The sequence below is a fragment of the Candidatus Kinetoplastibacterium crithidii (ex Angomonas deanei ATCC 30255) genome (assembly GCF_000319225.1).
Taxonomy (GTDB): domain Bacteria; phylum Pseudomonadota; class Gammaproteobacteria; order Burkholderiales; family Burkholderiaceae_B; genus Kinetoplastidibacterium; species Kinetoplastidibacterium crithidii_B.
The window spans coordinates 319,303-342,673 of sequence record NC_019815.1; the positions used below are offsets into that span (position 1 = coordinate 319,303).

23 protein-coding genes and 1 pseudogene are annotated in these 23,371 nt (G+C 29.8%); 4 read left to right on the plus strand and 20 right to left on the minus strand.

What is annotated here, in order from left to right; genetic code table 11:
• Positions 1–35: 35 nt before the first annotated feature.
• Positions 36–2,399 (minus strand): phosphoenolpyruvate synthase, encoded by a 2,364-nt coding sequence (ppsA, locus tag CKCE_RS01415; RefSeq protein WP_015389099.1) that lies wholly within the window; start codon positions 2,397–2,399, stop codon positions 36–38.
• A gap of 155 nt (positions 2,400–2,554) precedes the next feature.
• Here ppsA and ppsR point away from each other — a divergent pair, with 155 nt between their 5' ends.
• On the plus strand, positions 2,555–3,391 hold the full coding sequence (gene ppsR / locus CKCE_RS01420; RefSeq protein ID WP_015238545.1) for a posphoenolpyruvate synthetase regulatory kinase/phosphorylase PpsR: 837 nt from the start codon (positions 2,555–2,557) through the stop codon (positions 3,389–3,391).
• Positions 3,392–3,398: 7 nt separating this feature from the next.
• Here the strand turns inward: ppsR and rnhB are convergent, their stop codons facing one another.
• The 15 genes and pseudogenes from rnhB to rpsB all read right to left on the minus strand — a co-directional run bounded on the left by rnhB (position 3,399) and on the right by rpsB (position 16,446).
• Positions 3,399–3,980 (minus strand): ribonuclease HII, encoded by a 582-nt coding sequence (gene rnhB, locus CKCE_RS01425; RefSeq protein WP_015238546.1) that lies wholly within the window; start codon positions 3,978–3,980, stop codon positions 3,399–3,401.
• Positions 3,981–3,999: 19 nt separating this feature from the next.
• A pseudogene (lpxB, locus tag CKCE_RS01430) lies at positions 4,000–5,195 on the minus strand (lipid-A-disaccharide synthase).
• The gene (lpxA, locus tag CKCE_RS01435; RefSeq protein ID WP_015238549.1) at positions 5,192–5,992 is read right to left on the minus strand and encodes an acyl-ACP--UDP-N-acetylglucosamine O-acyltransferase; all 801 of its coding nucleotides are present in this window, start codon (positions 5,990–5,992) and stop codon (positions 5,192–5,194) included. Before lpxA ends, lpxB begins: the two are co-directional and overlap by 4 nt.
• Complete coding sequence (gene fabZ / locus CKCE_RS01440) at positions 5,976–6,446, minus strand: 3-hydroxyacyl-ACP dehydratase FabZ (RefSeq protein WP_015238550.1); 471 nt, start codon at positions 6,444–6,446, stop codon at positions 5,976–5,978. The genes lpxA and fabZ overlap by 17 nt, the downstream gene beginning before the upstream one ends.
• Before the next feature lie 47 nt (positions 6,447–6,493).
• Entirely contained in the window at positions 6,494–7,597 is a 1,104-nt protein-coding gene (lpxD, locus tag CKCE_RS01445) for a UDP-3-O-(3-hydroxymyristoyl)glucosamine N-acyltransferase (RefSeq protein WP_015389097.1), read from the minus strand.
• 8 nt (positions 7,598–7,605) lie between these two features.
• Positions 7,606–8,121 carry an OmpH/Skp family outer membrane protein gene (locus CKCE_RS01450; RefSeq protein WP_015238552.1) on the minus strand — a complete coding sequence of 172 codons (516 nt, stop codon included), beginning with the start codon at positions 8,119–8,121 and terminating at the stop codon, positions 7,606–7,608.
• Between the two features lie 90 nt (positions 8,122–8,211).
• On the minus strand, positions 8,212–10,536 hold the full coding sequence (bamA, locus tag CKCE_RS01455; protein WP_015238553.1) for an outer membrane protein assembly factor BamA: 2,325 nt from the start codon (positions 10,534–10,536) through the stop codon (positions 8,212–8,214).
• A gap of 36 nt (positions 10,537–10,572) precedes the next feature.
• Positions 10,573–11,784 (minus strand): 1-deoxy-D-xylulose-5-phosphate reductoisomerase, encoded by a 1,212-nt coding sequence (gene dxr / locus CKCE_RS01460; protein WP_015238554.1) that lies wholly within the window; start codon positions 11,782–11,784, stop codon positions 10,573–10,575.
• Entirely contained in the window at positions 11,781–11,945 is a 165-nt protein-coding gene (locus CKCE_RS04085; protein ID WP_420864527.1) for a phosphatidate cytidylyltransferase, read from the minus strand. Before CKCE_RS04085 ends, dxr begins: the two co-directional genes overlap by 4 nt.
• 73 nt (positions 11,946–12,018) lie before the next feature.
• Complete coding sequence (locus CKCE_RS04065; protein ID WP_015238555.1) at positions 12,019–12,501, minus strand: phosphatidate cytidylyltransferase; 483 nt, start codon at positions 12,499–12,501, stop codon at positions 12,019–12,021.
• A gap of 155 nt (positions 12,502–12,656) precedes the next feature.
• Positions 12,657–13,379, minus strand: coding sequence for a polyprenyl diphosphate synthase (uppS, locus tag CKCE_RS01470; protein ID WP_015238556.1), 723 nt, complete (start codon positions 13,377–13,379; stop codon positions 12,657–12,659).
• A 46-nt stretch (positions 13,380–13,425) separates the two neighbouring features.
• Positions 13,426–13,989, minus strand: a complete 564-nt coding sequence (frr, locus tag CKCE_RS01475) for a ribosome recycling factor (protein WP_015238557.1) — start codon at positions 13,987–13,989, stop codon at positions 13,426–13,428.
• An 11-nt stretch (positions 13,990–14,000) separates the two neighbouring features.
• Positions 14,001–14,717 carry a UMP kinase gene (pyrH, locus tag CKCE_RS01480; RefSeq protein WP_015238558.1) on the minus strand — a complete coding sequence of 239 codons (717 nt, stop codon included), beginning with the start codon at positions 14,715–14,717 and terminating at the stop codon, positions 14,001–14,003.
• Between the two features lie 77 nt (positions 14,718–14,794).
• Positions 14,795–15,673, minus strand: a complete 879-nt coding sequence (gene tsf / locus CKCE_RS01485) for a translation elongation factor Ts (protein ID WP_015389093.1) — start codon at positions 15,671–15,673, stop codon at positions 14,795–14,797.
• A 32-nt stretch (positions 15,674–15,705) separates the two neighbouring features.
• The gene (rpsB, locus tag CKCE_RS01490; RefSeq protein ID WP_015238560.1) at positions 15,706–16,446 is read right to left on the minus strand and encodes a 30S ribosomal protein S2; all 741 of its coding nucleotides are present in this window, start codon (positions 16,444–16,446) and stop codon (positions 15,706–15,708) included.
• A gap of 323 nt (positions 16,447–16,769) precedes the next feature.
• Here rpsB and map point away from each other — a divergent pair, with 323 nt between their 5' ends.
• The 3 genes from map to CKCE_RS01505 all read left to right on the plus strand — a co-directional run bounded on the left by map (position 16,770) and on the right by CKCE_RS01505 (position 19,047).
• A complete protein-coding gene (gene map, locus CKCE_RS01495) occupies positions 16,770–17,576 on the plus strand; it encodes a type I methionyl aminopeptidase (protein ID WP_015238561.1) in 807 nt (268 codons plus the stop codon).
• 252 nt (positions 17,577–17,828) lie between these two features.
• Positions 17,829–18,491, plus strand: a complete 663-nt coding sequence (locus tag CKCE_RS01500) for a MarC family protein (protein ID WP_015238562.1) — start codon at positions 17,829–17,831, stop codon at positions 18,489–18,491.
• Positions 18,492–18,549: 58 nt separating this feature from the next.
• Positions 18,550–19,047, plus strand: coding sequence for a disulfide bond formation protein B (locus CKCE_RS01505; protein ID WP_225968717.1), 498 nt, complete (start codon positions 18,550–18,552; stop codon positions 19,045–19,047).
• Positions 19,048–19,103: 56 nt separating this feature from the next.
• Here CKCE_RS01505 and purF read toward each other — a convergent pair whose 3' ends face one another.
• The 4 genes from purF to rph all read right to left on the minus strand — a co-directional run bounded on the left by purF (position 19,104) and on the right by rph (position 23,298).
• The gene (gene purF / locus CKCE_RS01510) at positions 19,104–20,561 is read right to left on the minus strand and encodes an amidophosphoribosyltransferase (RefSeq protein ID WP_015238564.1); all 1,458 of its coding nucleotides are present in this window, start codon (positions 20,559–20,561) and stop codon (positions 19,104–19,106) included.
• A gap of 21 nt (positions 20,562–20,582) precedes the next feature.
• Positions 20,583–21,074, minus strand: coding sequence for a CvpA family protein (locus CKCE_RS01515; RefSeq protein ID WP_015389091.1), 492 nt, complete (start codon positions 21,072–21,074; stop codon positions 20,583–20,585).
• Between the two features lie 202 nt (positions 21,075–21,276).
• Complete coding sequence (gene folC / locus CKCE_RS01520) at positions 21,277–22,566, minus strand: bifunctional tetrahydrofolate synthase/dihydrofolate synthase (RefSeq protein WP_015238566.1); 1,290 nt, start codon at positions 22,564–22,566, stop codon at positions 21,277–21,279.
• A 24-nt stretch (positions 22,567–22,590) separates the two neighbouring features.
• Positions 22,591–23,298: a ribonuclease PH gene (gene rph / locus CKCE_RS01525; protein WP_015238567.1), complete on the minus strand. Its 708-nt coding sequence runs from the start codon at positions 23,296–23,298 to the stop codon at positions 22,591–22,593.
• Positions 23,299–23,371: the final 73 nt, after the last annotated feature.

Genomic DNA, 23,371 nt, shown 5'->3' on the forward strand with positions numbered 1-23,371 from the left:
TTTTGATACATATGAAAACAATGAATTAATAAATATTAGTTAGATAAACGTTTCCAAGTATCTACTACTGTATCTGGATTCAAGGAAATTGATACAATTCCTTCCTTATGTAACCATTTAGCAAAATCAGGATGATCACTAGGGCCTTGACCACAGATACCTATATATTTATTTTCATCTAGACAAGCTTTTATTGCCCTCTGCAACATGAATTTTACTGCAGGATCTCTTTCATCAAATTCTGCTGTTAAAAGTTCCATTCCAGAATCTCTATCAAGACCTAATGTCAACTGAGTCATATCATTTGAGCCAATAGAAAATCCATCAAAATATTGTAAAAATTCTTTTGCAAGAATTGCATTACTAGGAACTTCACACATCATTATAATTCTAAGACCATTCTCACCTCTTCTCAAACCATTTTCTGATAATAAATCAATAACTTTACTAGCTTGGGAAATAGTTCTAACAAAAGGAACCATGATTTCAACATTAGTTAAACCCATTTCATTACGAACTTTTTTAAAAGCATCACATTCCATACGAAAACATTCGCTAAAATCTTTAGAAATATATCTTGAAGCTCCTCTGAATCCTAACATTGGATTTTCTTCTTCTGGCTCAAATCTAGATCCTCCAATTAATTTTCTATATTCATTAGATTTAAAATCAGATAAACGAACTATTACAGGTTTTGGCCAAAATGCAGCAGCTATTGTAGATATTCCTTCAGACATTTTTTCTACAAAAAATGAACGTGGGCTAACATAACCACGAGCTGCAGATTCAACTGCCTTCTTTAAATTAGGATCAATATTTGGGTATTCCAATACTGCTTTAGGATGTACTCCTATATTATTATTAATAATAAATTCTAGACGTGCTAAACCAACACCAGAATTTGGTAATTGTGAAAAATCAAATGCAAGTTGTGGGTTCCCAACATTCATCATGATTTTAATATCTATTTCTGGCATTTCACCACGATGAACATCCTCTATTTCTGTTTCTATAATACCATCATAGATTCTACCCTCATCTCCTTCAGAACAAGAGACTGTTACATACTGCTCTTCGACTAAAACACTTGTTGCATCACCACAACCAACAACTGCAGGTATTCCAAGTTCTCTAGCAATGATAGCAGCATGACAGGTTCTGCCTCCTCTATTAGTAACTATAGCAGATGCTTTTTTCATAACAGGCTCCCAATTAGGATCTGTCATATCAGTTACTAAAATATCTCCTGGTTTTACTCTATTAATTTCAGATGTATCAGCAACAATTCTAACAGGTCCAGACCCAATTTTTTGACCTATAGATCTACCAGTTATTAGAACTGTTCCACTAGCTTTTAACTTATATCTTTGTTGAACTTCCTTATTGTTTTGCTGCGATTTCACAGTTTCTGGGCGTGCCTGAAGTATATAAAGTTTGCCATCTATACCATCTTTACCCCACTCTATATCCATAGGGCGTCCATAATGATTTTCAATAATAACAGCATATTTTGCTAACTCTAATACTTCAGAATCATCTAATGAATATTTATTACGATCCGACAAATCAACGTCAACTGTTTTGACAGCTTCGTCTGCATTATGATCTTTATTAAACTCCATTTTAATAAGTTTAGACCCGATACGACGGCTTATTATCGCATCATGTCCCTTAGAAAGGGTAGGTTTAAATACATAAAACTCATCTGGATTTACAGCACCCTGTACTACAGTTTCTCCTAATCCATATGAAGAGGTAATAAATACAACATTTGGAAACCCAGATTCTGTATCTATTGTAAACATAACACCAGCACTACCTTTATCTGATCTTACCATCTTTTGTATACCTGCCGATAAAGCTACCTCAGTATTATGATACCCTTTATGAACTCGGTAAGAAATAGCCCTGTCATTGTACAAAGAAGCAAAAACATATCTAATTTTATCTAAAATGTTCTCTACACCAGAAACATTAAGATATGTTTCTTGTTGCCCAGCAAAAGAGGCATCAGGTAGATCTTCTGCCGTAGCAGAAGATCTAACAGCAAAAGAACCATTGCCATCAACATCTATAAGAGAAAATGCATCCCTAATTTCTTTTTCAAATTTTTCTGAAAAAGGAGCATTCATTATCCATTGTCTAATTTCTGCTCCAACACTGGATAACTCTTGTATATCATCAGGATTTAAACTTGCTAATCTATTAGATATTTTTACATCTAGATCAGAATAATGCAAAAAATCACGAAATGCTTGAGCTGTTGTAGCGAACCCGCCTGGAACTCTAACACCTGCATCAGATAATTGACTAATCATCTCCCCAAGAGATGCATTTTTACCACCTACAGAATCAACATCAGACATTCGTAGCTTTTCAAAACTAACTACATAAGACATATACTATCCTTTATAAAAATAAAAAAACAATTTGATAAATACACTAAAAATAATGTATTGATCAAATTATTCAAAAAAAATAGATAATACATACGTTAAGATTATACAATTTATCATTAATAAACAAAATTAATTTAACAAAAAAGGATTAATATATGAATAATCAATTACTACCAGAAAGAACTGTATATTTGGTATCAGATGGAACTGGAATTACAGTAGAAACTTTTAGTAATGCAGTTCTTTCTCAATTTGATCAAGTAAGATTCAAAGAAATACATTTGCCATTCATTTGTTCCATAGAAAAAGCCAAAGAAGCTGTAATAAAAATTAATAACACTGCAAATGAAACTGGATACCCACCAATTATTTTTAGCACATTAGTAAATATAGACATAATGAATTTACTAAAGACTGCTAACTGCATATTTATAGATTTATTTGGAACATTTATAAACCATATAGAACAAGCAATTGGTCATAAATCAAATAATTCTATAGGAAGATCACACATGGTTTCAGATTCTGAAAAATATAGAAACCGTATAGATGCAATTAATTTTAGCCTGTCTCATGATGATGGTCAATTTGTTAATCAACTTAATAAAGCTGATGTCATCCTTATAGGAGTCTCTCGATGTGGTAAAACACCAACTAGTCTATATCTTGCAATGCAATATGCAATAAAAGCAGCTAATTTTCCTTTAACACCAGATGATTTTGAAAGAAATACATTACCTGCTACTATTGTTCCATTTAAATCAAAATTATTTGGACTATCAATATTGCCAGAAAGATTATCAGAAGTAAGAAATGAAAGGCGTCCAAATAGTAAGTATGCTACTTTAGAACAATGTAGATATGAAGTTAGTGAGTCTGAAAAAATGATGAGAAGAGAAGGCATATCATGGTTATCAACTACCACAAAATCAATAGAAGAGATATCAACAACTGTATTACAAGAAATAGGTTTATCTAGGACCCTAGCATAAATATATGCTACAAATTTATAACTTCTCTCACAGGAGCAAAGCTCCTTCTATGAAAAACACAAGGACCATATAAGCGTAATAACCTTAGATGTTTAGAAGTACAATATCCTTTATGCTGATCAAATCCATAATTAGGATATTCCAAGTGTAGTTTTAACATCTCAGCGTCTCTTTCTGTTTTAGCTAGAATAGAAGCAGCAGATATAGACTGAACCAGTCTGTCACCACCTACGATAGTCTTAACAAGGCAATCTAAATGTGGTGACACATTGCCGTCTACCAAAGCAATATTAGGTTTTCTGCTTAACCCTAGAACAGCTCTTCTCATTGCTAATAAAGTAGCCTGCAATATGTTCAAACTATCTATTTCTTCAACACTAGATATTCCTATAGCCCATGATAATGACTTTTCTTTGATAATTACAGATAACTGTTCTCTTTTATTCTTATTTAATAGCTTTGAATCAGCCAATCCTCTGATAGGATGTTTGTCATCCAATATCACTGCAGCAGCATATACAGGACCAGCTAACGAACCACGGCCGGACTCATCTATCCCAGCTGAAAAAACAGTAAAATCTAAACTCATAATATCACTTTAAAATATCTCACATAGTTTTTTTTACAACTTTAATGATTGTTTCTGCCACAAGCTTTGGAGTATCTAATTTTAAATCTTTATGCATATTTTGGAAACAATCTACTATAGAACTACAATACGTTCTATCTAATAATATATTTAAAACTGCTTCAGCTAATTTTTTTGGAGTAGCATTATCTTGCACAAATTCAGGAACAACAAACCTATTCATTAAAATATTTGGAAGACCAATCCATGGTAAATATGGTTTGTTTTGACCTGATTGCCATGTCATAATTTTTTTAACTAAAGGTGATAAAACATAAGATATAATCATAGGTTTTTTAAACAAAGCAGCTTCCAAAGTTGCTGTGCCACTAGATAACAGAACAAGATCACTAGCTTCCATAGCGTACCATGATAATGGCTTATTTATCAAAATATTATTTTCATAATCACGTCTACTAATACAACGAAGGTTAGATACCTCAATAGAGTCTAATAGATTTTCAAACTCAGAACGCCTTGATTCATTAACCATTGGAACTATAAATTGTAAATCAGGTCTTATTTTATTTAGCAATTTAACTGTTTGTAAAAATATAGGACCTAGATTACTTATTTCTGATGATCTGCTACCTGGCAAAACAGCTACCACTTGGGCCTTTGGATCAATATTTAAAAATTTGCGGGCTGATTCTTGGGAAGGTTTTAATGGAATAACACTTGCTAATGGATGACCAACATAAGTAACTGGGATATTTTCCTTACGATATATTTCTTCTTCAAAAGGAAAAACTACTAGCATATGAGATACAGCTTCCTTAATCATTGTTATTCTATCAAATCTCCATGCCCATATTGAAGGACTTATAAAATGTATAGTAGGTATATTATTTTTTTTAAACTAGACTCTAGTCTCAAATTAAAATCAGGCAAGTCAATCCCTAGAAAAACATCAGGTTTATTTGTTAGCCATCTTTTCTTTACATTCTTGTATATGCTAAATATTCTAGGGAAAGCAAGTATTGCATCTAAATATCCAAAAACAGATAATTCATCCATGGAATACCAAGAATTAAAACCTATACTAGATAATTCCAGTCCACCAATGCCATCATAAATTGCATCTTGAAGATATTTATTTCTTATTCCTTCAAGAATTTGCTTGGCTAATAAATCACCTGAAGGTTCCCCAGTGACTATTCCAAGATGTAATTTCATGATCTAATTATGCCACGCTCAGAATTTTGTAAAAAATCAACAATTAATTTTATATAATCTGAAGTATCTTGATTTTTGTAATTATAGCTGCTTAAACAATGACAAGCTTCCTGTAAAGAAAAACCTTGTCGATAAATTATTCTATACGCCCTTTTAATTTCTAAAATTACATCTTCAGAAAATCCTCTACGTTTTAATCCTTCTAAATTAATACCAAAAGGACGAGCTGGATTTCCTCCACACAACACAAAAGGAGGGACATCTTGCTTAAGAGCACTTTTGGCTCCTATCATAGTATATTTGCCAATCCTCGAAAATTGATGCACGCCACTTAAGCCCCCTATTACTGACCAATCTTCTACTATGACATGACCACCTAACTGTACAGAATTAGCTAATGTTATATGATTACCTATTCTACAATCATGCGCTATATGGACATAAGCCATTATCCAATTGTCATCACCAATTAACGTAGTATATCCTCCCTGTGATGTACCAACATTAAAAGTCGTAAATTCTCTAATAGTATTACGTGAACCTATTTGTAAATAAGTCTTCTCACCATTATATTTTTTATCTTGAGGCAAGGATCCAATAGAACAATAACGATAAAAAATATTATCTTTACCTATTGTTGTATTTCCATCTATATGGCAATAAGGTCCAATTACATTACCAGAGTCTATAGAAACTCCAGAACCTATTACAACATAAGGACCAACTACAACAGAACCATCAACTTCAGCACCTACATCTATAATAGCTGTAGGATGTATCTTAATACTTTGTTGCATTATTATTTTCCAAAGCACGCATAGCACACATTAAATCTGTTTGGGCTACAACTTGATTGTCAACTAAAGCTTTTGCCTTATATTTAGATATTGAAGTTCCTAAACGATCAGCAAAGACTTCAAGACGCAACTGATCTCCTGGAACCACTGGACGTCTAAATCTAGTATTTTCAATTCCTACTAAATAATAAGCAGTATTATTTTTAAATTCAATATCATGAGACTTGTTACCAAAAGAAAAAATAGCTGCAGCCTGAGCTAAAGCTTCTATAATTAAAACCCCAGGCATAATAGGTAGATGAGGAAAATGGCCCTCAAAAAAAGGCTCATTTATAGAAACATTTTTTATAGCAACTATAGATTTTCCTGGTATCATTTCTAATACACGATCTACTAATAGTATAGGATATCTATGAGGTAAAAGTTCCATTATTTCTTTGATATTTAAATTCATTTCTATCAATTCCTCTAATACTGTTATATGAAGCTCTAATAAGTGAATTAATTATTACTATGAGGGAACATAATCATTTTTCTTAGTTTTGCTAAATGCGATATAATTGGAGCGTTTTTTTGCCATTCAATATGACTAGAATATGGATAAACACCAGCATATCTCCCTGCTTTGGTAATATTGGATATAACAGCTGTACCACCAGCTATATGAACATCATCTACAATATTTAAATGACCAGATATCATAGCAGCTCCTCCAATTATGCATCTTTTGCCAATCATAGTAGAGCCTGCTATACCTACACAAGCTGCAATAGCTGTAGATTCATTTACAGTAACATTATGACCTATCATTACTTGATTATCTATTTTAACTCCATCCGAAATCACAGTACTGTCCAATGAACCCCTATCTATTGTAGTATTAGCGCCTATTTCCACATTATTGCCTATTAATACAGTACCAAAATGAGGTATTTTAGACCATGAGAAATTGTTGCCGCTATGGTCTTGGGCATAGCCAAAACCATCAGATCCGATAACAACTCCACTATGAAAAATATTGTTATTTCCTATACAAACATTTTTATATAAAGTTACTCTAGGAAAAAAACGACAATTACTACCTATTTTAACTCCAGAGCCTATAAGAGAAAAAGCGCCAATAATACTATTATCTCCTATCTCTACATTTTCCTCTATTACACAATAAGGACCTATTACAACATTCTTACCGATATTTACTTGTGTCGATATAATAGAAGTTCTATCTATATTTCTGCCCATCATACAAATGTTGCTAATAAAATTATTAAACCATTGGGCAATTCTTGTGTATAGCAAATAAGCATTATCACTTATAATAAAACACTGGATGTTTTTAGACTCAATATTCTCCACATGTTTATAGAACTTCTCTTCTATAATAACTACACATGCCTGAGTTTTATAAATATCATTCAGATATCTGTAATTTGAAAAAAAACTAATATCACAAGATGATGCTGACAATAAAGTAGAAATACCTCTAACAAATATAGTGTCGTTTTCAACTTTTGAAATTATATGCCATTTTATTCCAGTAGTATTAACAGACTCCATCAACTTAATAATAGATATTGCATTATGTTCGTCTAAAATTAAAGGCATAAATAATATTACCCATTTAAATTTTTTATAATTTTATCTGTAATATCAATACGTGGATTAACTACCACAGCATCTTCAATGATAAGGTCATAATTCTCCTCTTCTGCTAACTTTTTAATACATTCATTAGCTTTAGAAATAATAATAGAAAATTCCTCATTTCTACGTCTATTAAAGTCTTCTTGAAATGCACGACGCTTACGTTGGAGATCAAGATCTAAATCTTCCATATCTCTTTGCTTTTTTAATTTATCATTCTCTGATAAAATAGGACCATCCTTTTCAAACTTACTCACAAGAGATCGTAATTCTAATTCTAAATTATGCAGGTCATGCTTCATTGTTGTGAATTCAGATTCTATTTTAGATTGCGCAGATCTGCCTATATCAGAATCCTTTAAAATGCGTTCAGTACTAACAAACCCAACTCTTAAATCATGAGCATATAAACTAAAAGAAAAAGACAATAAAAATATAAGAATAAATTTAATAAAACTAACAAATTTAAAATTAATTCTTTTCATAGGAAATTTTAAGAAAAAATAGTTGTGACGAAACATATTACTTAACCTTTAAAAAATCAGTTCAAACTTAACAAAGAGTTTTTTATAAAACTAAAAACCGCTACCAATCTGAAATTGCAATCTTTGAATATCATCAGGTCGTGAAATATTTAATGGCATGGCATAGGAAAGTTGTATTAATCCCAGAGGAGATAGCCAAGACACACCAATGCCAGCAGAATAACAATAACCATTATTATCTATAAACAAACTATCATTTTTATAGATATTTGATTTTGCTTTTTTTTCACAAAATACTTTGCCTACATCGCTGAATAAAAACCAATTTATCTTTTTATCATTGATAAGCTCTGGGAAAGGAAAATAAACTTGAGCATTTGCTATAATTCTTGCTGATCCTCCTAAATAATCTCCAGTAATAGTATGCTTTGGACCTATAGATGATGGAATATATCCTCTAACTGTTCCTATGCCTCCGGCATATAAATGCTTTATAGTAGGATAAGATCTTTTTCCATAACTTAAACCATAATCAATTGCTCCATTGAAAGAAAAGATACATTTATCCATAAAATGAATATAATATTGACGTTGGAATTTGATAGCAAAATATTGCAGATCATTAGTAGATACATCTAATGAAAGTTTAGAATAACTACCAGAACTAGGAAGAATATTGTTATTTCTAGTATCTTTAAACCATCCTGAGCTTAAGATAAAAGAATTAGTATTGTCACCATATTCATTGACAAATGTATTGTAAATATATGGTAATTTATTATGCAAACCGATCTTGTTTTTCTCAAAAGACAAACCTAGAAAAACCTTATTATATTCTGAAAGTGGTAATCCAATATTGATGCTAGATCCACTAGAATTAATTTCATATTTATTAGAATTTTCTATAGGATTATTTATTTTATAAAAAGCTGAAAATATACTACTTATTGCATCTTTGGTTACATATGGGTTATGATAAGAAATAGTCATGTTTTTACCAATCTTACTTGCATTTACATCAAGAGATAAATCATTACCTGTACCAAAAATATTATCTTCACTAACACTAGCTGATATTATTGGACCTTCAGAAGCACTATACCCCATCCCAAAATTTGCAATGCCAGTATGTTTATCTACAACTTCTACTTCTAAATCTGCTAGATCATCATGATCCACACGTTGCTTTAACCTAAAATCTACTTTTTCAAAAAAACCAAGCCTATCTATATTTTTCTTCGAGAAATTAACATTATCAAAATTATATAAAGATGCTTCATATTGTTTTATTACTCGTCTTATAACATAATCACTAGTACGTCTATTACCAATAATGTTTATATTATTAATATAGATTTTCTTACCACAATTTATATTAAATATAATGTTTACCTTATCTGTATCATGTTCTATTTTTGTAGTTGGAGCGACTTGAGCAAACGCATAACCATAATTACCTAAAAGTTCTTTTATATTGGATGTAATATAATTTATACTATTTAGAGAAAAATATTCATCTTTTCTAATCGTTACTAATTCACTTATTATTTCATCCAACCCATTTAAATCACCAAATATTTTTATATCATTTATTTTATATTTTTTGCCTTCTTTGACTACTATTACTATATCAACATTGTTATCTTTGGAAAAATTGAATTGCTTATTTATAATTGAAAAATCTAAATAACCCAAATCCATATAGTATGATATTAATTTTTCAATATCATACTCAATTTTTCCAATAAGAAAATAATTAGACTTACTATACCAACTAAAAAGACTTGAAGACGTCGATGTAAATAATCGTAATATTTGCTCTTCAGAAAAAATATTATTGCCAATTATTTTTATTGATTTGATTTTCGATATTTTAGGTTCTTCCACATTAAATTCTATATCAACACAATTTGTAGGCAAATTATTAATACTATATTTAATGGATGTATTATAAAAACTTTTTAGTTCATACAATTCCTTGATTGTATCAACAGATTTTTTTAATAAATTTTTATTAAAATGATTTCCAGCAACCAATCCATATTGCTCTAAAACTCTTAAAAAATCTTTAGAACTTAAAACTGACATTCCATTAATAATAACAGAATGTATTATTGGTCTTTCTTCAACATTTAAAATAATAATATTCTTATCTATATCTAGACTAACCTGTTCAAAAAATCCTAAATCATAGATGTTTTTTATGGACTGTTTAATATTTTTCTCTTCGAAAACATCACCCACTTTTACCTGTAATGCTTTTGTGATACAAACTTTATCAATAGTAGCAATACCGTTTATTTTGATATCTTCTACAGTAAAGGAGTCAAAAGCATAACTACAATTTGAAATTGTAATAATTATAAAAAAAAATATATTTTTCCAATATTTATGTAAACTACGTATAGAAGACATTACAAAAAACCTTTCAGATTTATAAAAACTATAAAATTAGGATAACCCTATCCCAAGATTAGAAGCAAAATATCGAGCTTCAAGATCAAGATTAATTATTTCATCTAAACTTAATAATTTTTTGGATAATTTACTTGAATACCATTCAAAAGAAGCTTCAATTACTCTAGGAATCCATGTGTATTTTAAACGACCTGATAAAAATCCTTCCACCGCAACTTCATTAGCTGCGTTTAATACTATACAATAACCTGGACCAGCATTTAAAGCTTCAAAGGATAAATTTAGACATTGAAATCTTTCTAAATCAGGCTTAAAAAAATCTAACGAACATACTTTAGATAAATCTAAAAAACCAACATTATTTTCTAAAATATCTGGAAAACTTAATGCATATGATATAGGTATTTCCATATTAGGTTTACTTAAATTAGCTATAACTGAACCATCTGAATATTCTATCATTGAATGAACTATACTTTGAGGCTGTATTAATATATCTATAGATTCTATTGGCATAGAAAACAACCAAAAAGTCTCTATAATCTCAAAGCCTTTATTTATCATTGTTGCTGAATCAACAGATATTTTCTGACCAATTTGCCAATTATGATATTTATAAATATGAAGTGGTGTAACATCTTCTAACTGATCTACAGACATACTTCTAAAAGGACCTCCAGAATCTGTAAGAATAATTTTATTTATATAATTATTTGCAAATTCATTTTTTGTGTTATCCAGGTAACTGTTTCTATGAAGACACTGGAAGATAGAATTATTTTCACTATCTATAGGAATTATTTCAGTTTTATTTAAAGAAACAGCATCCATAAATAACTGACCAGCAATAACTAATAATTCTTTATTAGCCAATAAAATACGCTTTCCACTTTTAGCTGCTTCTAATGCAGAATATAATCCAGCTACTCCAGATGTAGCAATAATTGCTATATCATATAATCCTGAAGAAGCTACATTCATTAATGAATTTTCACCTATTAAGACTTCAGGAACATTGTAACAAATAGGCATAGCTTTATAAAAACGCTCTCTTGCCTGCTTATTAGGAACTACTACTACTTTTACATTAAAATTTATCGCCTGTTTTGCTAAACGTTCTATTTGACTGTTCGCGCTCAGACCAAATACTTCGAAGCGATCTTTGTTTATGCTAATAACTTCTAAAGATTTTTCTCCAATTGAGCCAGTAGAACCAAATATAAAAACACGCCTTACCTCTCTCAATTTATCACTCCAGACAATATGATAGCCATCGGAATAAAAGGGATAAGAGAATCTAGTCTATCAAAGAAACCACCATGGCCTGGAAGTAAAGAGCCAGAGTCTTTTATTCCAAAATTACGTTTTAATAAAGACTCGAAAAGATCACCTAATATAGCAACCATGCTGAGAATAAAAAATAAAACTAATGAAACAAATACACCATGAGTTTCTAAAATAAAGCTGGCAAAACTTCCTTTAAAAAAAACTGCTGATAATATAAAATAGTACAGAAAAAAATATGCCAGCTATAGCACCTTCCAATGTTTTTCCAGGGCTAACTTTAGGAATTAATTTAGTCCTGCCCATATATTTACCAAAAATATAACCTGATGTATCAAGAATCCATACAGGCATCAATAAAGAAATAACGAACCAATTCCCATGCATTTTATAAAATATAACAAAAGCAAACCAAGCAGAAAAACAAGCTGGAATAGAAAAAAATAACCAAAATTTCTTTTCTAAACTAGAAAAATCACGGTGAGAAATTACTGACATAGCAGCAAATGATATCCATAAAATAACAACAACAGATATTAAAAACTTAAATATGTTGTTATCTTTAATAGATAAATCTTGAAATAAGAATTCTGATAGGTAAATTAAAAAAACAAATATAATCAAAGAAAATATATATAAATAATTTTTATATTTTTTTTCTAAAAAAATTGTACCCATTCCAAAAAAACCATAGAAACACAGAATGTAAACAGAGATACAAAATAAATCTTATTATCCAACAATAATGATAATAAGAATATAAAAAGCATAATAAATGCAGTTAATAATCTTTTGGCTAACACTACAATATCACTTTAAAAATTTACAAATAATTAATTATTAATTTTACCAAATCTTCTTTCTCTTGTTTTATACCATTCAAAAGCTCTTTCTAAATCTAATGGAGTAAAATCTGGCCAATATATATCAGTAAAATAAAGTTCAGTATATGCTAATTGCCATATTAAAAAATTAGATATACGTTTCTCACCTCCTGTTCTAATAAGAAGATCAGGATTAGGAGCCCAAGACATAGATAAATAACGACTAAAATCATTTATATATAAATTATGGTTATTCCTTTGAAATAAAGAATTATCTTTATCAAAAATCATCAACTTTATTGCCTGCAAAATATCCCAATGCCCACCATAATTAGCGGCCACAGTAAGATAAAATCTTTTATTACCAGAAGTTTTTCGTACAGCATAATTAATTAATTCTTGCAAATCATAATTAAAAGCTGTTGTATCTCCTATTACATTAAAACAAATACCCTCAGCAATTAATCTATCAACTTTATTCTCTAAAGTTTTAGCAAATAAACTTATTAAATTAGATACCTCTTCAGGAGGACGATTCCAATTTTCAGAACTAAAAGCAAACAATGTTAAATACTTTGTACCTAACTGCATGCTTTTATTAATAATACTAATTGCTGATTTTATTCCTTTTACATGACCAGAGCTTCTTGGCAAAAATCTACTACTGGCCCAACGACCATTGCCATCCATAATAATAGCAAGATGCTTTGGTGCAGCTAGATTAGTTGACATAATTGATATTTTGTTTTTTCAATTTTTTTTATCAAAACAATTCAAATTAAATAACCATTATTTCTGATTCTTTTTGAGTTATGATTCTATCTATTTCAGATATTTTTATATCAGTAATCTTTTGTATAGAATCTTGAACTCTTCTTTCATCATTCTCTGATATTTCTTTTTCTTTTAACATTTTCTTAACTACTTCATTACATTCGCGACGTATATTACGTATAGCTATTTTAGACTCTTCTCCTTCTGACTTTGATATTTTTACCAAATCCTTACGCCTTTCTTCTGTTAAAGGCGGCATAGGAACCTTAATTGAATTACCACCCATTGATATAGGGTTTAAACCTAGATCAGATTCTCTAATTGCCTTTTCAATACTAGAAAGCATATTTTTTTCATAAGGAGTAACGGATATAGTTCTTGAATCTGTCAAACTTACATTTGCTATTTTGGTGATTAAAGAAGGAGATCCGTAATAATCAATTTTTATATGATCTAATATGCCTGTATGAGCACGACCAGTACGAATTTTTGCTAAATTTGACTTCAACATATCAACAGATTTACTCATTTTTATTTCGGCTGATTTGCAAACACTATCTAAATCCATAAAATACCCTTTTAAATATGCACCAAAGTTCCTTCATTTTCACCGCTAACAACTCTTTTTAACGCATTTTCTTTATAAATTGAAAAAACATTTATTGGCAAATTATGATCACGACACAATGCAAAAGCTGTAGCGTCCATAACTTCTATTCTACGAACAATAACTTCATCAAAACAAATATTTGAATATTTAGTAGCTGAGGGATCTTTTTTAGGATCAGAACTGTATATTCCATCTACTTTAGTAGCTTTTAAAACTATTTCAGCACCTATTTCAGCACCACGCAAAGCAGCAGCTGTATCAGTAGTGAAAAATGGATTGCCAGTACCAGCTGCAAATATAACAATTTTCCCTTCTTCAAGATAACGTAAAGCTTTTGGTCTAATATATGGTTCTACAACTTGGTCTATATTTAAAGCAGATTGGACCCTGGCATCCACACCAATGCACTTTAAAGAATCTTGCAAAGCAAGTGCATTCATAATTGTAGCCATCATGCCCATATAATCAGCTGTTGCCCTATCCATTCCTTGCGCACCAGGTGCGACACCACGGAATATATTACCACCACCTATAACAATAGCTATTTCTATTCCCAAATCAAAGACTTTAGAAATTTCTGATGTTATATTTGATATAGTAGATCTATTAATACCAAAAGAATCATTTCCCATCAAAGCCTCACCAGAAAGCTTCAATAAAACTCTTTTGTATGGCTTATTATTCATAATAATATATTCCGTATTCCTAAATTAAAAAAACCAATAACACTATTGAAATTACGAAAACATAAAAATCTTAATATTTAATTTGATCTCATTGCTGCTACTTCAGCTGCAAAATCGACATCTTTTTTCTCTATACCTTCTCCAACAGCATAATAAATAAACTTATTAATATTACTGTTCTTCTCTTTCAGCATTTGATTAACAGTCTGCTTATCATTTTTTATAAATTGTTGAGATACTAATGTAACCTCTTTAAGAAATTTCTGAATAGAACCTTCTATCATTTTTTCAACTATTTCTTTAGGTTTGCCAGAATTTATAGCTTTTTCTTTAGCAATAGATTTTTCAATAGCAAGATCTTCTTGACTAATACCACTCTCATCAATTGCCTTAGGCTTTGTGGCTGCTATATGCATAGCCAAATCTTTACCAATAGAAGAATCTCCATTAAAATCAACTAAAACACCAATTTTGCCATTATGGTTGTAACTAGATATCTTATTACTAGAAGATATTCTCTCAAAACGACGAATAGAAATATTTTCTCCAATTTTGCCTACTAATTCTGATCTAAAAACATCTACAGTATCATTGTTATATTGTAAATTTAACAATGCATCAATATTTTCTGGATTTTTATTAGCAATTATTTTTGCAATATTATCAACAAAATTAATAAAATCAGAATTCTTAGCAACAAAATCTGTTTCACAATTTACTTCTACTAATACTCCTATACTCATGTCATTTTCAATACATGTATATATTCCAATTAATCCCTCAGAAGCTAATCTAGAAGCAGCCTTACTAGCTTTGCTCCCTAACCTTACTCTCAATATCTCTTCAGCTCTAGAAATATCACCTTCAGACTCAATCAGAGCCTTTTTACATTCCATCATAGGAGCATCAGTTTTTTCCCTTAATTCTTTCACAAGGGAAGCATTAATCTTTGTCATAAAATTTCTCAAAATATAATTAATAAAGTAAATTAAGACTTGTCTTCTACAAATTCTTCTAAATCATCTCTAATTGCATTTACAGTATTATCTAATTTCTTTTTACGTCCATCCAATACAGCATCAGCAATACCCTTCACATAAAAAGATATAGCCTTTGCTGAATCATCATTACCAGGAATAACATAATCAACGCCATCAGGTGAATGATTTGTATCAACAACCCCAACTACTTTTATTCCAAGAGCTTTGGCTTCAGCTATAGCAATTTTATGATAACCAACGTCAACAACGAATAAAACATCAGGCAAACCACCTATATTTTTAATACCACCTATAGCTCTATTTAATTTCTCAAGTTCACGATAAAATAAAAGCGATTCTTTTTTAGTCATTTTTTCTATATCGCCACTATCGACCATGCTTTCCATTTCTTTTAGACGCTTTATAGACGACTTAACAGTTTTAAAATTTGTAAGCATTCCTCCAAGCCATCTATGGTTGACATAAGGCATCCCACATCTAATGGATTCTTCAGCAACAAATTCACGAGCAGCTCTTTTTGTGCCAACAAATAATATGACGGAACCAGATTCAGAAGATTTTTTTACAAATTCAACAGCTTCTAAATATTTTTCTACGGTTTTTTCTAAATTAATTATATGTATTTTATTTCTTTGTCCAAAAATATACTGCGACATTTTTGGATTCCAATAACGAGTTTGATGACCGAAATGGACACCAGCTTCTAACATTTCACGCATTATAGACATAAAAATCTCCAAGGGTTAGTTTCTTACAACACATAAGTATCAAATTATAAAATGACACCCTGGATAATGTGTTGTGCAAATATAATATTATTAAATAGAATATATTTTTTTCGCAAAATATATTCTATTTAATTATGTATTGATTATACATTAATCAAAAAATCTATGTAGAGTATAATGCAAAATAAGCGTTAAGTATAAAGCTTATTTTATCAAAAGAATTTATAGGAAAGATTGTTATATAATTAACAAGTAATAACGTTGTAAATAAATAACTTTACATACGTCTGTATTAACCAAATAAAGTAACTATAAAGTTTAAAATGGGAATAATTACAAATATTAATGATCTGGAAAAAATGCGTGCTGCCTGTGAAGATGCAGCAAAAATACTTGATTTTATACATCCTTATATTAGGCCAGGTGTAACTACTGGAGAATTAGATAAATTATGTTTTGAATATATGACTGAAGAATTACATGTAAAATCAGCAACTATAGGATATGCCCCACCAGGATATACGCCTTTTACTGGTTCGATATGTACTTCAGTAAATCACCAAGTATGTCATGGAATACCTGGTGAAAAAATTTTGAAAGATGGAGACTCACTAAATATAGATGTAACAATAATAAAAGATGGTTGGTATGGCGATACAAGTAGAATGTATCATGTAGGAGAACCCAATATATTGGGTAAAAGACTTGCTGACATTACTTATGAATGCATGTGGAAAGGAATAGAACAAGTTCGTAATAAAGCCAGACTTGGAGATATAGGATATGCAATACAAAAGCATGCTGAATCATCTGGCTTCTCAGTTGTACGAGAATATTGTGGACATGGTATAGGACGCAATTTTCATGAGGATCCACAGGTGTTGCATTACGGCAGACCTAATACAGGAGATTATATAAAAACAGGAATGTTAATAACTATAGAACCAATGATAAATGCAGGCCGTAAAGAAATAAAACATCTCAAAGATGGATGGACTGTTGTAACAAAAGACCACAGCTTATCAGCACAATGGGAACATACTATACTTGTCACAGATAATGGTTATGAAGTATTAACAAAATCACCAGGTATGAAACAAATTCCTTCTTTTGTGAAAAAAGAATTTTAAAGAATGTATTTATATAAGTATTTTCTTAAAATATAATAATTATGTTATTGTTATATTGCCATGTATTATCACCTTAATTAGGAGAAGTCTATATGTGCATCTAAAGAAATAATAATACTCGCATAGTATATAATTATTAAGTTTAACTACTAAGAAAAAACTTATCATAAAATGATACATTTTTCTTACATAATTAAATTTAAATCTTTACTAAATAAACATTAACCAATTATATTTTTATTTGTAACTATTATGATAGATCCATTAATAAAAAGTTTTCTTTTCACATTGGCTACCTTGTTGCCTTTTTTAAACCCACCTGCTATTGCACCAATATTCCTTTCCATGACAGAAGGAGCATCTCCAGAAACTAGATTAATGCTAGCAAAAAAAGTTGGAATAAATGTTGCTATTATGCTTATATCAACTATGTTAATAGGCAATGGGATATTAATGTTATTTGGCATTTCACTTCCTATAGTCCGTTTAGGTGGTGGCATGCTTATAATGTATAGTGCTTGGAATTTAGTTACTGCATCTGATGACAATTCTTCAGGTGAGACTGATCAAACAAAATCCATGTCTCTAGAAATAGCAAATTCCAGATCCTTTTACCCTCTAACTTTTCCAGTAACATTTGGTCCTGGCGCAATTGCTGGAGCAATAACTGTTGGTGTTTCATTAATAGATGAACAATTATCAATAATAGCTTTAAGATTATCTGGAGCAATTCCAGCAATTTTATTAGCTACTTTTGCTCTATATATATGTATGAAATTTTCGTCTCAAATGCTGAATAAACTTGGTAAAAGTGGCACTGCTGTATTTATGAGATTATCTGCATTCATTATGTTGTGCCTAGGTGTACAAATATGTTGGGCTGGCATACAAGGCTTAGTTAATACTTTTTTATAAAAATAGATATTTGTAATTAATCCATTTGATTCCTATAAATTAGAATGAAAATAATACTATGAAACAGCAGATGAAGCAGAATCACTTTAGCAATAAGCTTTTTCTTATCATGTTTATACTAAGTTTTTTTTCAATACTAATTGCTTTAATATCTCAACATTTTTTTGATATGCAACCATGTGCATGGTGTGTTATTCAAAGATTATTATTTTTTTTGATAGGTATAATTTCTTTAATTGGTTTTTTCCTAAATAAAGTAATAATTTCTAGGATATTCGCACTTTTGATTGCAGCTCTTGGAATAGTAGGTATTTTAGCAGCTTGTCTTCAAAAAATATTTTCTTCAGACGACCTGTCCTGCACAACAGTAACAGCTGCTGATAAAATAATTAGTAATAGTGGATTTGATTCTGCTATACCATGGTTATTTAATATATATGCATCATGCGCAGATGACCCTGTTACATTATTTGGAATAGAATATTTTATTTTGAGTTTATCTGTTTTTGTTTTACTAATCTTAATATCCTTTTCTATTTGTTTAAAAAAAGAATAACTAAAATCTCTATACTTATGATAAACAACGCATATATGCGTTGTTTATCTCTTTAGTTAAGAAGTCCTCGTATTACTCAAATTAGATAAATACTCTGAATTTACATCTCCTGTAATATAAACTCCATTAAAACAAGAAGCTTCAAAATTAGCTAATGAAGGTTGTATGCCTCTTACAGACTGTTCCATATCTTCTATATTCTGATATATTAAATAATCACTTCCTATAAATTTTCGTACTTCTTCTTCTGTACGATTAGAGGCAACCAATTCATCTGGGGTAGGCATATCTATACCATAAACATTTTGATATCTAATTGGAGCTGCTGCTGATGCAAAATATACTTTCCTTGCGCCAACAGAACGAGCCATTTCTACTATCTCCTTGCTTGTAGTTCCTCTAACTATTGAGTCATCTACCAAAAGTACATTTTTATTTTTAAATTCAGTAGCAATAGTATTTAATTTTTGCCTTACAGACTTCCTACGTATAGATTGTCCAGGCATGATAAAAGTTCTACCTACATACCTATTTTTAATAAGCCCTTCTCTATAATCTAAATTTAAACAGCCAGCAAGTTGCATAGCAGCAGGACGAGATGAATCAGGAATTGGAATAACAACATCTATATCCCCTGACCGAACTTCCTTTGAAATTTTTGCAGCTAAGTACTCGCCCATGCGCAAACGAGCATCATACACTGATACTCCATCTATAAAAGAATCAGGTCTAGCAAAATAAATATATTCAAATATACATGGTGTTAATACACTCTTATCAGAACAAACTTTACTATAAAAATTCCCATCTAAATCTATAAATATAGTTTCTCCTGGTGCTACATCTCTTACAAATTTAAATCCATTACCTTCCAATGCTACAGATTCAGATGCTATCATCCATTCAACACCTTTATCTGTATCTTGACGACCTATACATAAAGGCCTAATACCATATATATCACGAAAAGCAACTAAACCATATCCTGATATTAATGAAACTACAGCGTAAGCACCGCGTACACGTTTATGTAGATTTTCTACTGCTTTAAAAATAGCATTTTCATCCAAAGAAACTCCACTAGAAACTGAATGTAATTCATGTGCAAATATATTCAATAAAACTTCTGAATCAGAATTAGTATTTATGTGTCTTTGATCTACTTTGAATAAAGATTCTCTTAATTCCTTCCAATTTGTTAAATTACCATTATGGGCAAACATTATACCAAAAGGAGCGTTAACATAAAAAGGTTGAGCCTCATGCTCACTATTATTAGAACCTGCAGTAGGATAACGTACTTGTCCTATACCTTGACATCCCGGTAAAGAAAGCATGTTATGTGACCTAAATACATCTCTTACAAGTCCATGTGATTTATGAAGATTAAACAAACCATTATTAGATGTAGCTATACCGGCTGCATCTTGACCTCTATGTTGCAGCAGCAAAAGACTATCATATATAAGCTGATTTACTTGGCTACGTCCAATAACACCAACAATTCCACACATAATTATTTTCCTTGATAATTATTAAGGCAACAACTCTTTTAATCTGGAAGAATAAGGTAAATATAATTTAATATTCTCAATTAAAATCATAATAGGATCTATGAAAATACTATCAACCCAATATAATTCTTGCGATAAATTAGTAAAACAACAAAATACAACTATTAATACTACTAGAAAAAGACCTCTAAAAAAACCAAATAGTGCACCAAAAATTCTATTTATATTTGAAATGCCTGTTTTGTTTATAAAAAAAGATATCATATTAGCAATCAAAGAACAAAATAATAATGATAAAAATAAAACTATTAAACAAGATAAACAATCTTTGAATAAAATAGAATCTATATAACAATCAAAAAAAGGCGATAAAATAGTACCGATCAAATCAGTAATCAAGAATGAAATTATATAAGCAAATAAAGATAGAAATTCTTTTATAAAACCACGATAAAATCCTACAAAAGAAGAAAGAATCAAAATAAATAGAATAAAAAAGTCAAAATAATTCACAGTTTTAGAAAAAAATAATAATTTTAGAAAAAATTGATAGGATATATATTTTTATTAAACGTTAAATAACTATTTTTATAATAAAAAAATATATTACTATGCTAAGTTTAGTAATAAAAAAATCAAAAATATGATAGTAAACAAAATATGATCTTTTAACCAATTTTTATAATAAAAAAACAAGTAATAACAACATAAAACATCACAACTTATTTGCATAAACACTATATATCTCTGATACAGTAATGAAGGAACCAAATACCAGAATTCTATCTAATTTTGAGCAATTTGTTAAAGCCATATTGAGTGCATCAGATGGGCTCGGAAAAGTGCGAACTAAATTTTCATCAATATTTATCGATGTTTTTATAATATTTTCTAACTCACTAGAAGATAAACCTCTTTCTCCATATGTACTAGCACAATACCAATAGTCTATATCTTTTGATAATAATCTAATAACTTCTCTTATGTCCTTGTCTTTTAACATACCAATAATTGCATATGTTCTATGAAAATTATTACTTTTTTGTAAATTATCTGACAATACATTTGCTGCATGCGAATTATGTGATACATCTATTATTAAATTTGGATTATTTGAGATAACTTGGAATCTAGCTGGTATAAAAACTTTCTCAATTGCAAGTGATATAACCTGACAATTAATTGATAATATTGGATATACTGAATCCAAAGCAGACAAAGCTACAGTAGCATTCACTATTTGACAATTACCAAATAATTTTGGCATTGATAAATCTCTAAAATTATAATTATCGCCAAAATAAGACCAAGATGCATTTTTTTGATCGACTATAAAACTAAAGTCCTTATTTATTAATCTTAGATTTGCATTTATTTCATAAGCATAATTTAATAATGAATCAGGGGGATTAATATCTCCACATATAGCTGACTTATTCTTCCTGTAAATATAAGATTTCTCTTTACCTATTGAATCCCTAGTATTTCCTAACCATTCCACATGGTCAATACCTATATTGGTAATAATTGAACAATCAGCATCTATAATATTCACAGCATCTAACCTTCCTCCTAGTCCTACTTCCAATATGAGAGCATCTAATGCCTTATTAGCAAAAATGTTCAATGCTGCTAGTGTTGAATATTCAAAATAAGTTAATGATATTTCTTTACGAATGTTTTCTATAAAGCAAAAACTATCTATTATTTCTTGATCACCAACCTTGTTACCATTAACACGAATACGCTCACTAAAAGATAGTATATGAGGAGATGTATATAAACCAACTGAATAACCAGACTCTAATAAAAAAGATTCTAAGAAAGCACAGGTAGATCCTTTGCCATTAGTACCTCCAACAATAAATTTAACTCCTCTAATCTTCAGATTCATTCTTCTAAAAACATTGTTAACACGATCTAAGCCTAGATCAATATTTTTTGGATGAATCCTCTCTAAATATTTTAACCAAGCACTTAAAGAAGTAGTAGTATTAGGCTTCATAGCAAAAATCCAAAAATATATTTATCAATAATAAGATATTAATTTCAAAATCCCATGTCCAGCAGCAGATAACATCAAATCAAATTTTTCTTTATTAAATTTTATTTTTTCTCCTGTAACTTGTATTTCAATAAAATTACCATTGGCATCCATTACAACATTCATATCTACATCACAATTAGAATCTTCTTTATAATCCATATCAAGCAATATATCATTATTAATAAGACCAACAGAAATGGCTGCTATTTTCTCAAATTTTTTATCATATCTAATAGAGTACTTTTTATATAAAACAGGAAGGATATCTACAATAGCCAAATACGCCCCTGTAATACTTGCACATCTTGTACCACCATCAGCTTGTAACACATCACAATCTACTTTAATAGTAAACTCACCACTATATTTCATATCAAAAGCTGCTCTTAAACTACGTCCAATCAATCTTTGTATTTCATGTGTTCTACCAGATTGTTTTCCTACTACTGCTTCTCTTGTCATTCGAACTTTTGTTGAGCTTGGAAGCATACTATACTCTGCTGTAATCCAAGGACTATTTGTTCCTTTCATAAAATCTGGAACACTATCTAAAATATTAGCATTACAAAGAACTACAGTATTTCCCATACTAATCAAAATTGAAGCATCAGAATTACTAGTAAATTTTTTAACTATCTTGAAAGGTCTAATTTGATCAAAAGACCTTCCAAATAAACGTTTAATTATCATATAACATCCTCAAATTTATAAAAATGTAAATTATATTTAAATAAACATTTATGATATAAATATTTATTTTATA

Bases quoted from the DNA above. Each gene is read 5' to 3' on its own strand.
- ppsA (WP_015389099.1), bottom strand. From the start codon at position 2,399: ATGTCTTATGTAGTTAGTTTTGAAAAGCTACGAATGTCTGATGTTGAT.
- ppsR (WP_015238545.1), top strand. From the start codon at position 2,555: ATGAATAATCAATTACTACCAGAAAGAACTGTATATTTGGTATCAGAT.
- rnhB (WP_015238546.1), bottom strand. From the start codon at position 3,980: ATGAGTTTAGATTTTACTGTTTTTTCAGCTGGGATAGATGAGTCCGGC.
- lpxA (WP_015238549.1), bottom strand. From the start codon at position 5,992: ATGCAACAAAGTATTAAGATACATCCTACAGCTATTATAGATGTAGGT.
- fabZ (WP_015238550.1), bottom strand. From the start codon at position 6,446: ATGAATTTAAATATCAAAGAAATAATGGAACTTTTACCTCATAGATAT.
- lpxD (WP_015389097.1), bottom strand. From the start codon at position 7,597: ATGCCTTTAATTTTAGACGAACATAATGCAATATCTATTATTAAGTTG.
- CKCE_RS01450 (WP_015238552.1), bottom strand. From the start codon at position 8,121: ATGAAAAGAATTAATTTTAAATTTGTTAGTTTTATTAAATTTATTCTT.
- bamA (WP_015238553.1), bottom strand. From the start codon at position 10,536: ATGTCTTCTATACGTAGTTTACATAAATATTGGAAAAATATATTTTTT.
- CKCE_RS04085 (WP_420864527.1), bottom strand. From the start codon at position 11,945: ATGGTTGCTATATTAGGTGATCTTTTCGAGTCTTTATTAAAACGTAAT.
- CKCE_RS04065 (WP_015238555.1), bottom strand. From the start codon at position 12,501: ATGGGTACAATTTTTTTAGAAAAAAAATATAAAAATTATTTATATATA.
- uppS (WP_015238556.1), bottom strand. From the start codon at position 13,379: ATGTCAACTAATCTAGCTGCACCAAAGCATCTTGCTATTATTATGGAT.
- frr (WP_015238557.1), bottom strand. From the start codon at position 13,989: ATGGATTTAGATAGTGTTTGCAAATCAGCCGAAATAAAAATGAGTAAA.
- pyrH (WP_015238558.1), bottom strand. From the start codon at position 14,717: ATGAATAATAAGCCATACAAAAGAGTTTTATTGAAGCTTTCTGGTGAG.
- tsf (WP_015389093.1), bottom strand. From the start codon at position 15,673: ATGACAAAGATTAATGCTTCCCTTGTGAAAGAATTAAGGGAAAAAACT.
- rpsB (WP_015238560.1), bottom strand. From the start codon at position 16,446: ATGTCTATAATGCGTGAAATGTTAGAAGCTGGTGTCCATTTCGGTCAT.
- map (WP_015238561.1), top strand. From the start codon at position 16,770: ATGGGAATAATTACAAATATTAATGATCTGGAAAAAATGCGTGCTGCC.
- CKCE_RS01500 (WP_015238562.1), top strand. From the start codon at position 17,829: ATGATAGATCCATTAATAAAAAGTTTTCTTTTCACATTGGCTACCTTG.
- CKCE_RS01505 (WP_225968717.1), top strand. From the start codon at position 18,550: ATGAAACAGCAGATGAAGCAGAATCACTTTAGCAATAAGCTTTTTCTT.
- purF (WP_015238564.1), bottom strand. From the start codon at position 20,561: ATGTGTGGAATTGTTGGTGTTATTGGACGTAGCCAAGTAAATCAGCTT.
- folC (WP_015238566.1), bottom strand. From the start codon at position 22,566: ATGAAGCCTAATACTACTACTTCTTTAAGTGCTTGGTTAAAATATTTA.
- rph (WP_015238567.1), bottom strand. From the start codon at position 23,298: ATGATAATTAAACGTTTATTTGGAAGGTCTTTTGATCAAATTAGACCT.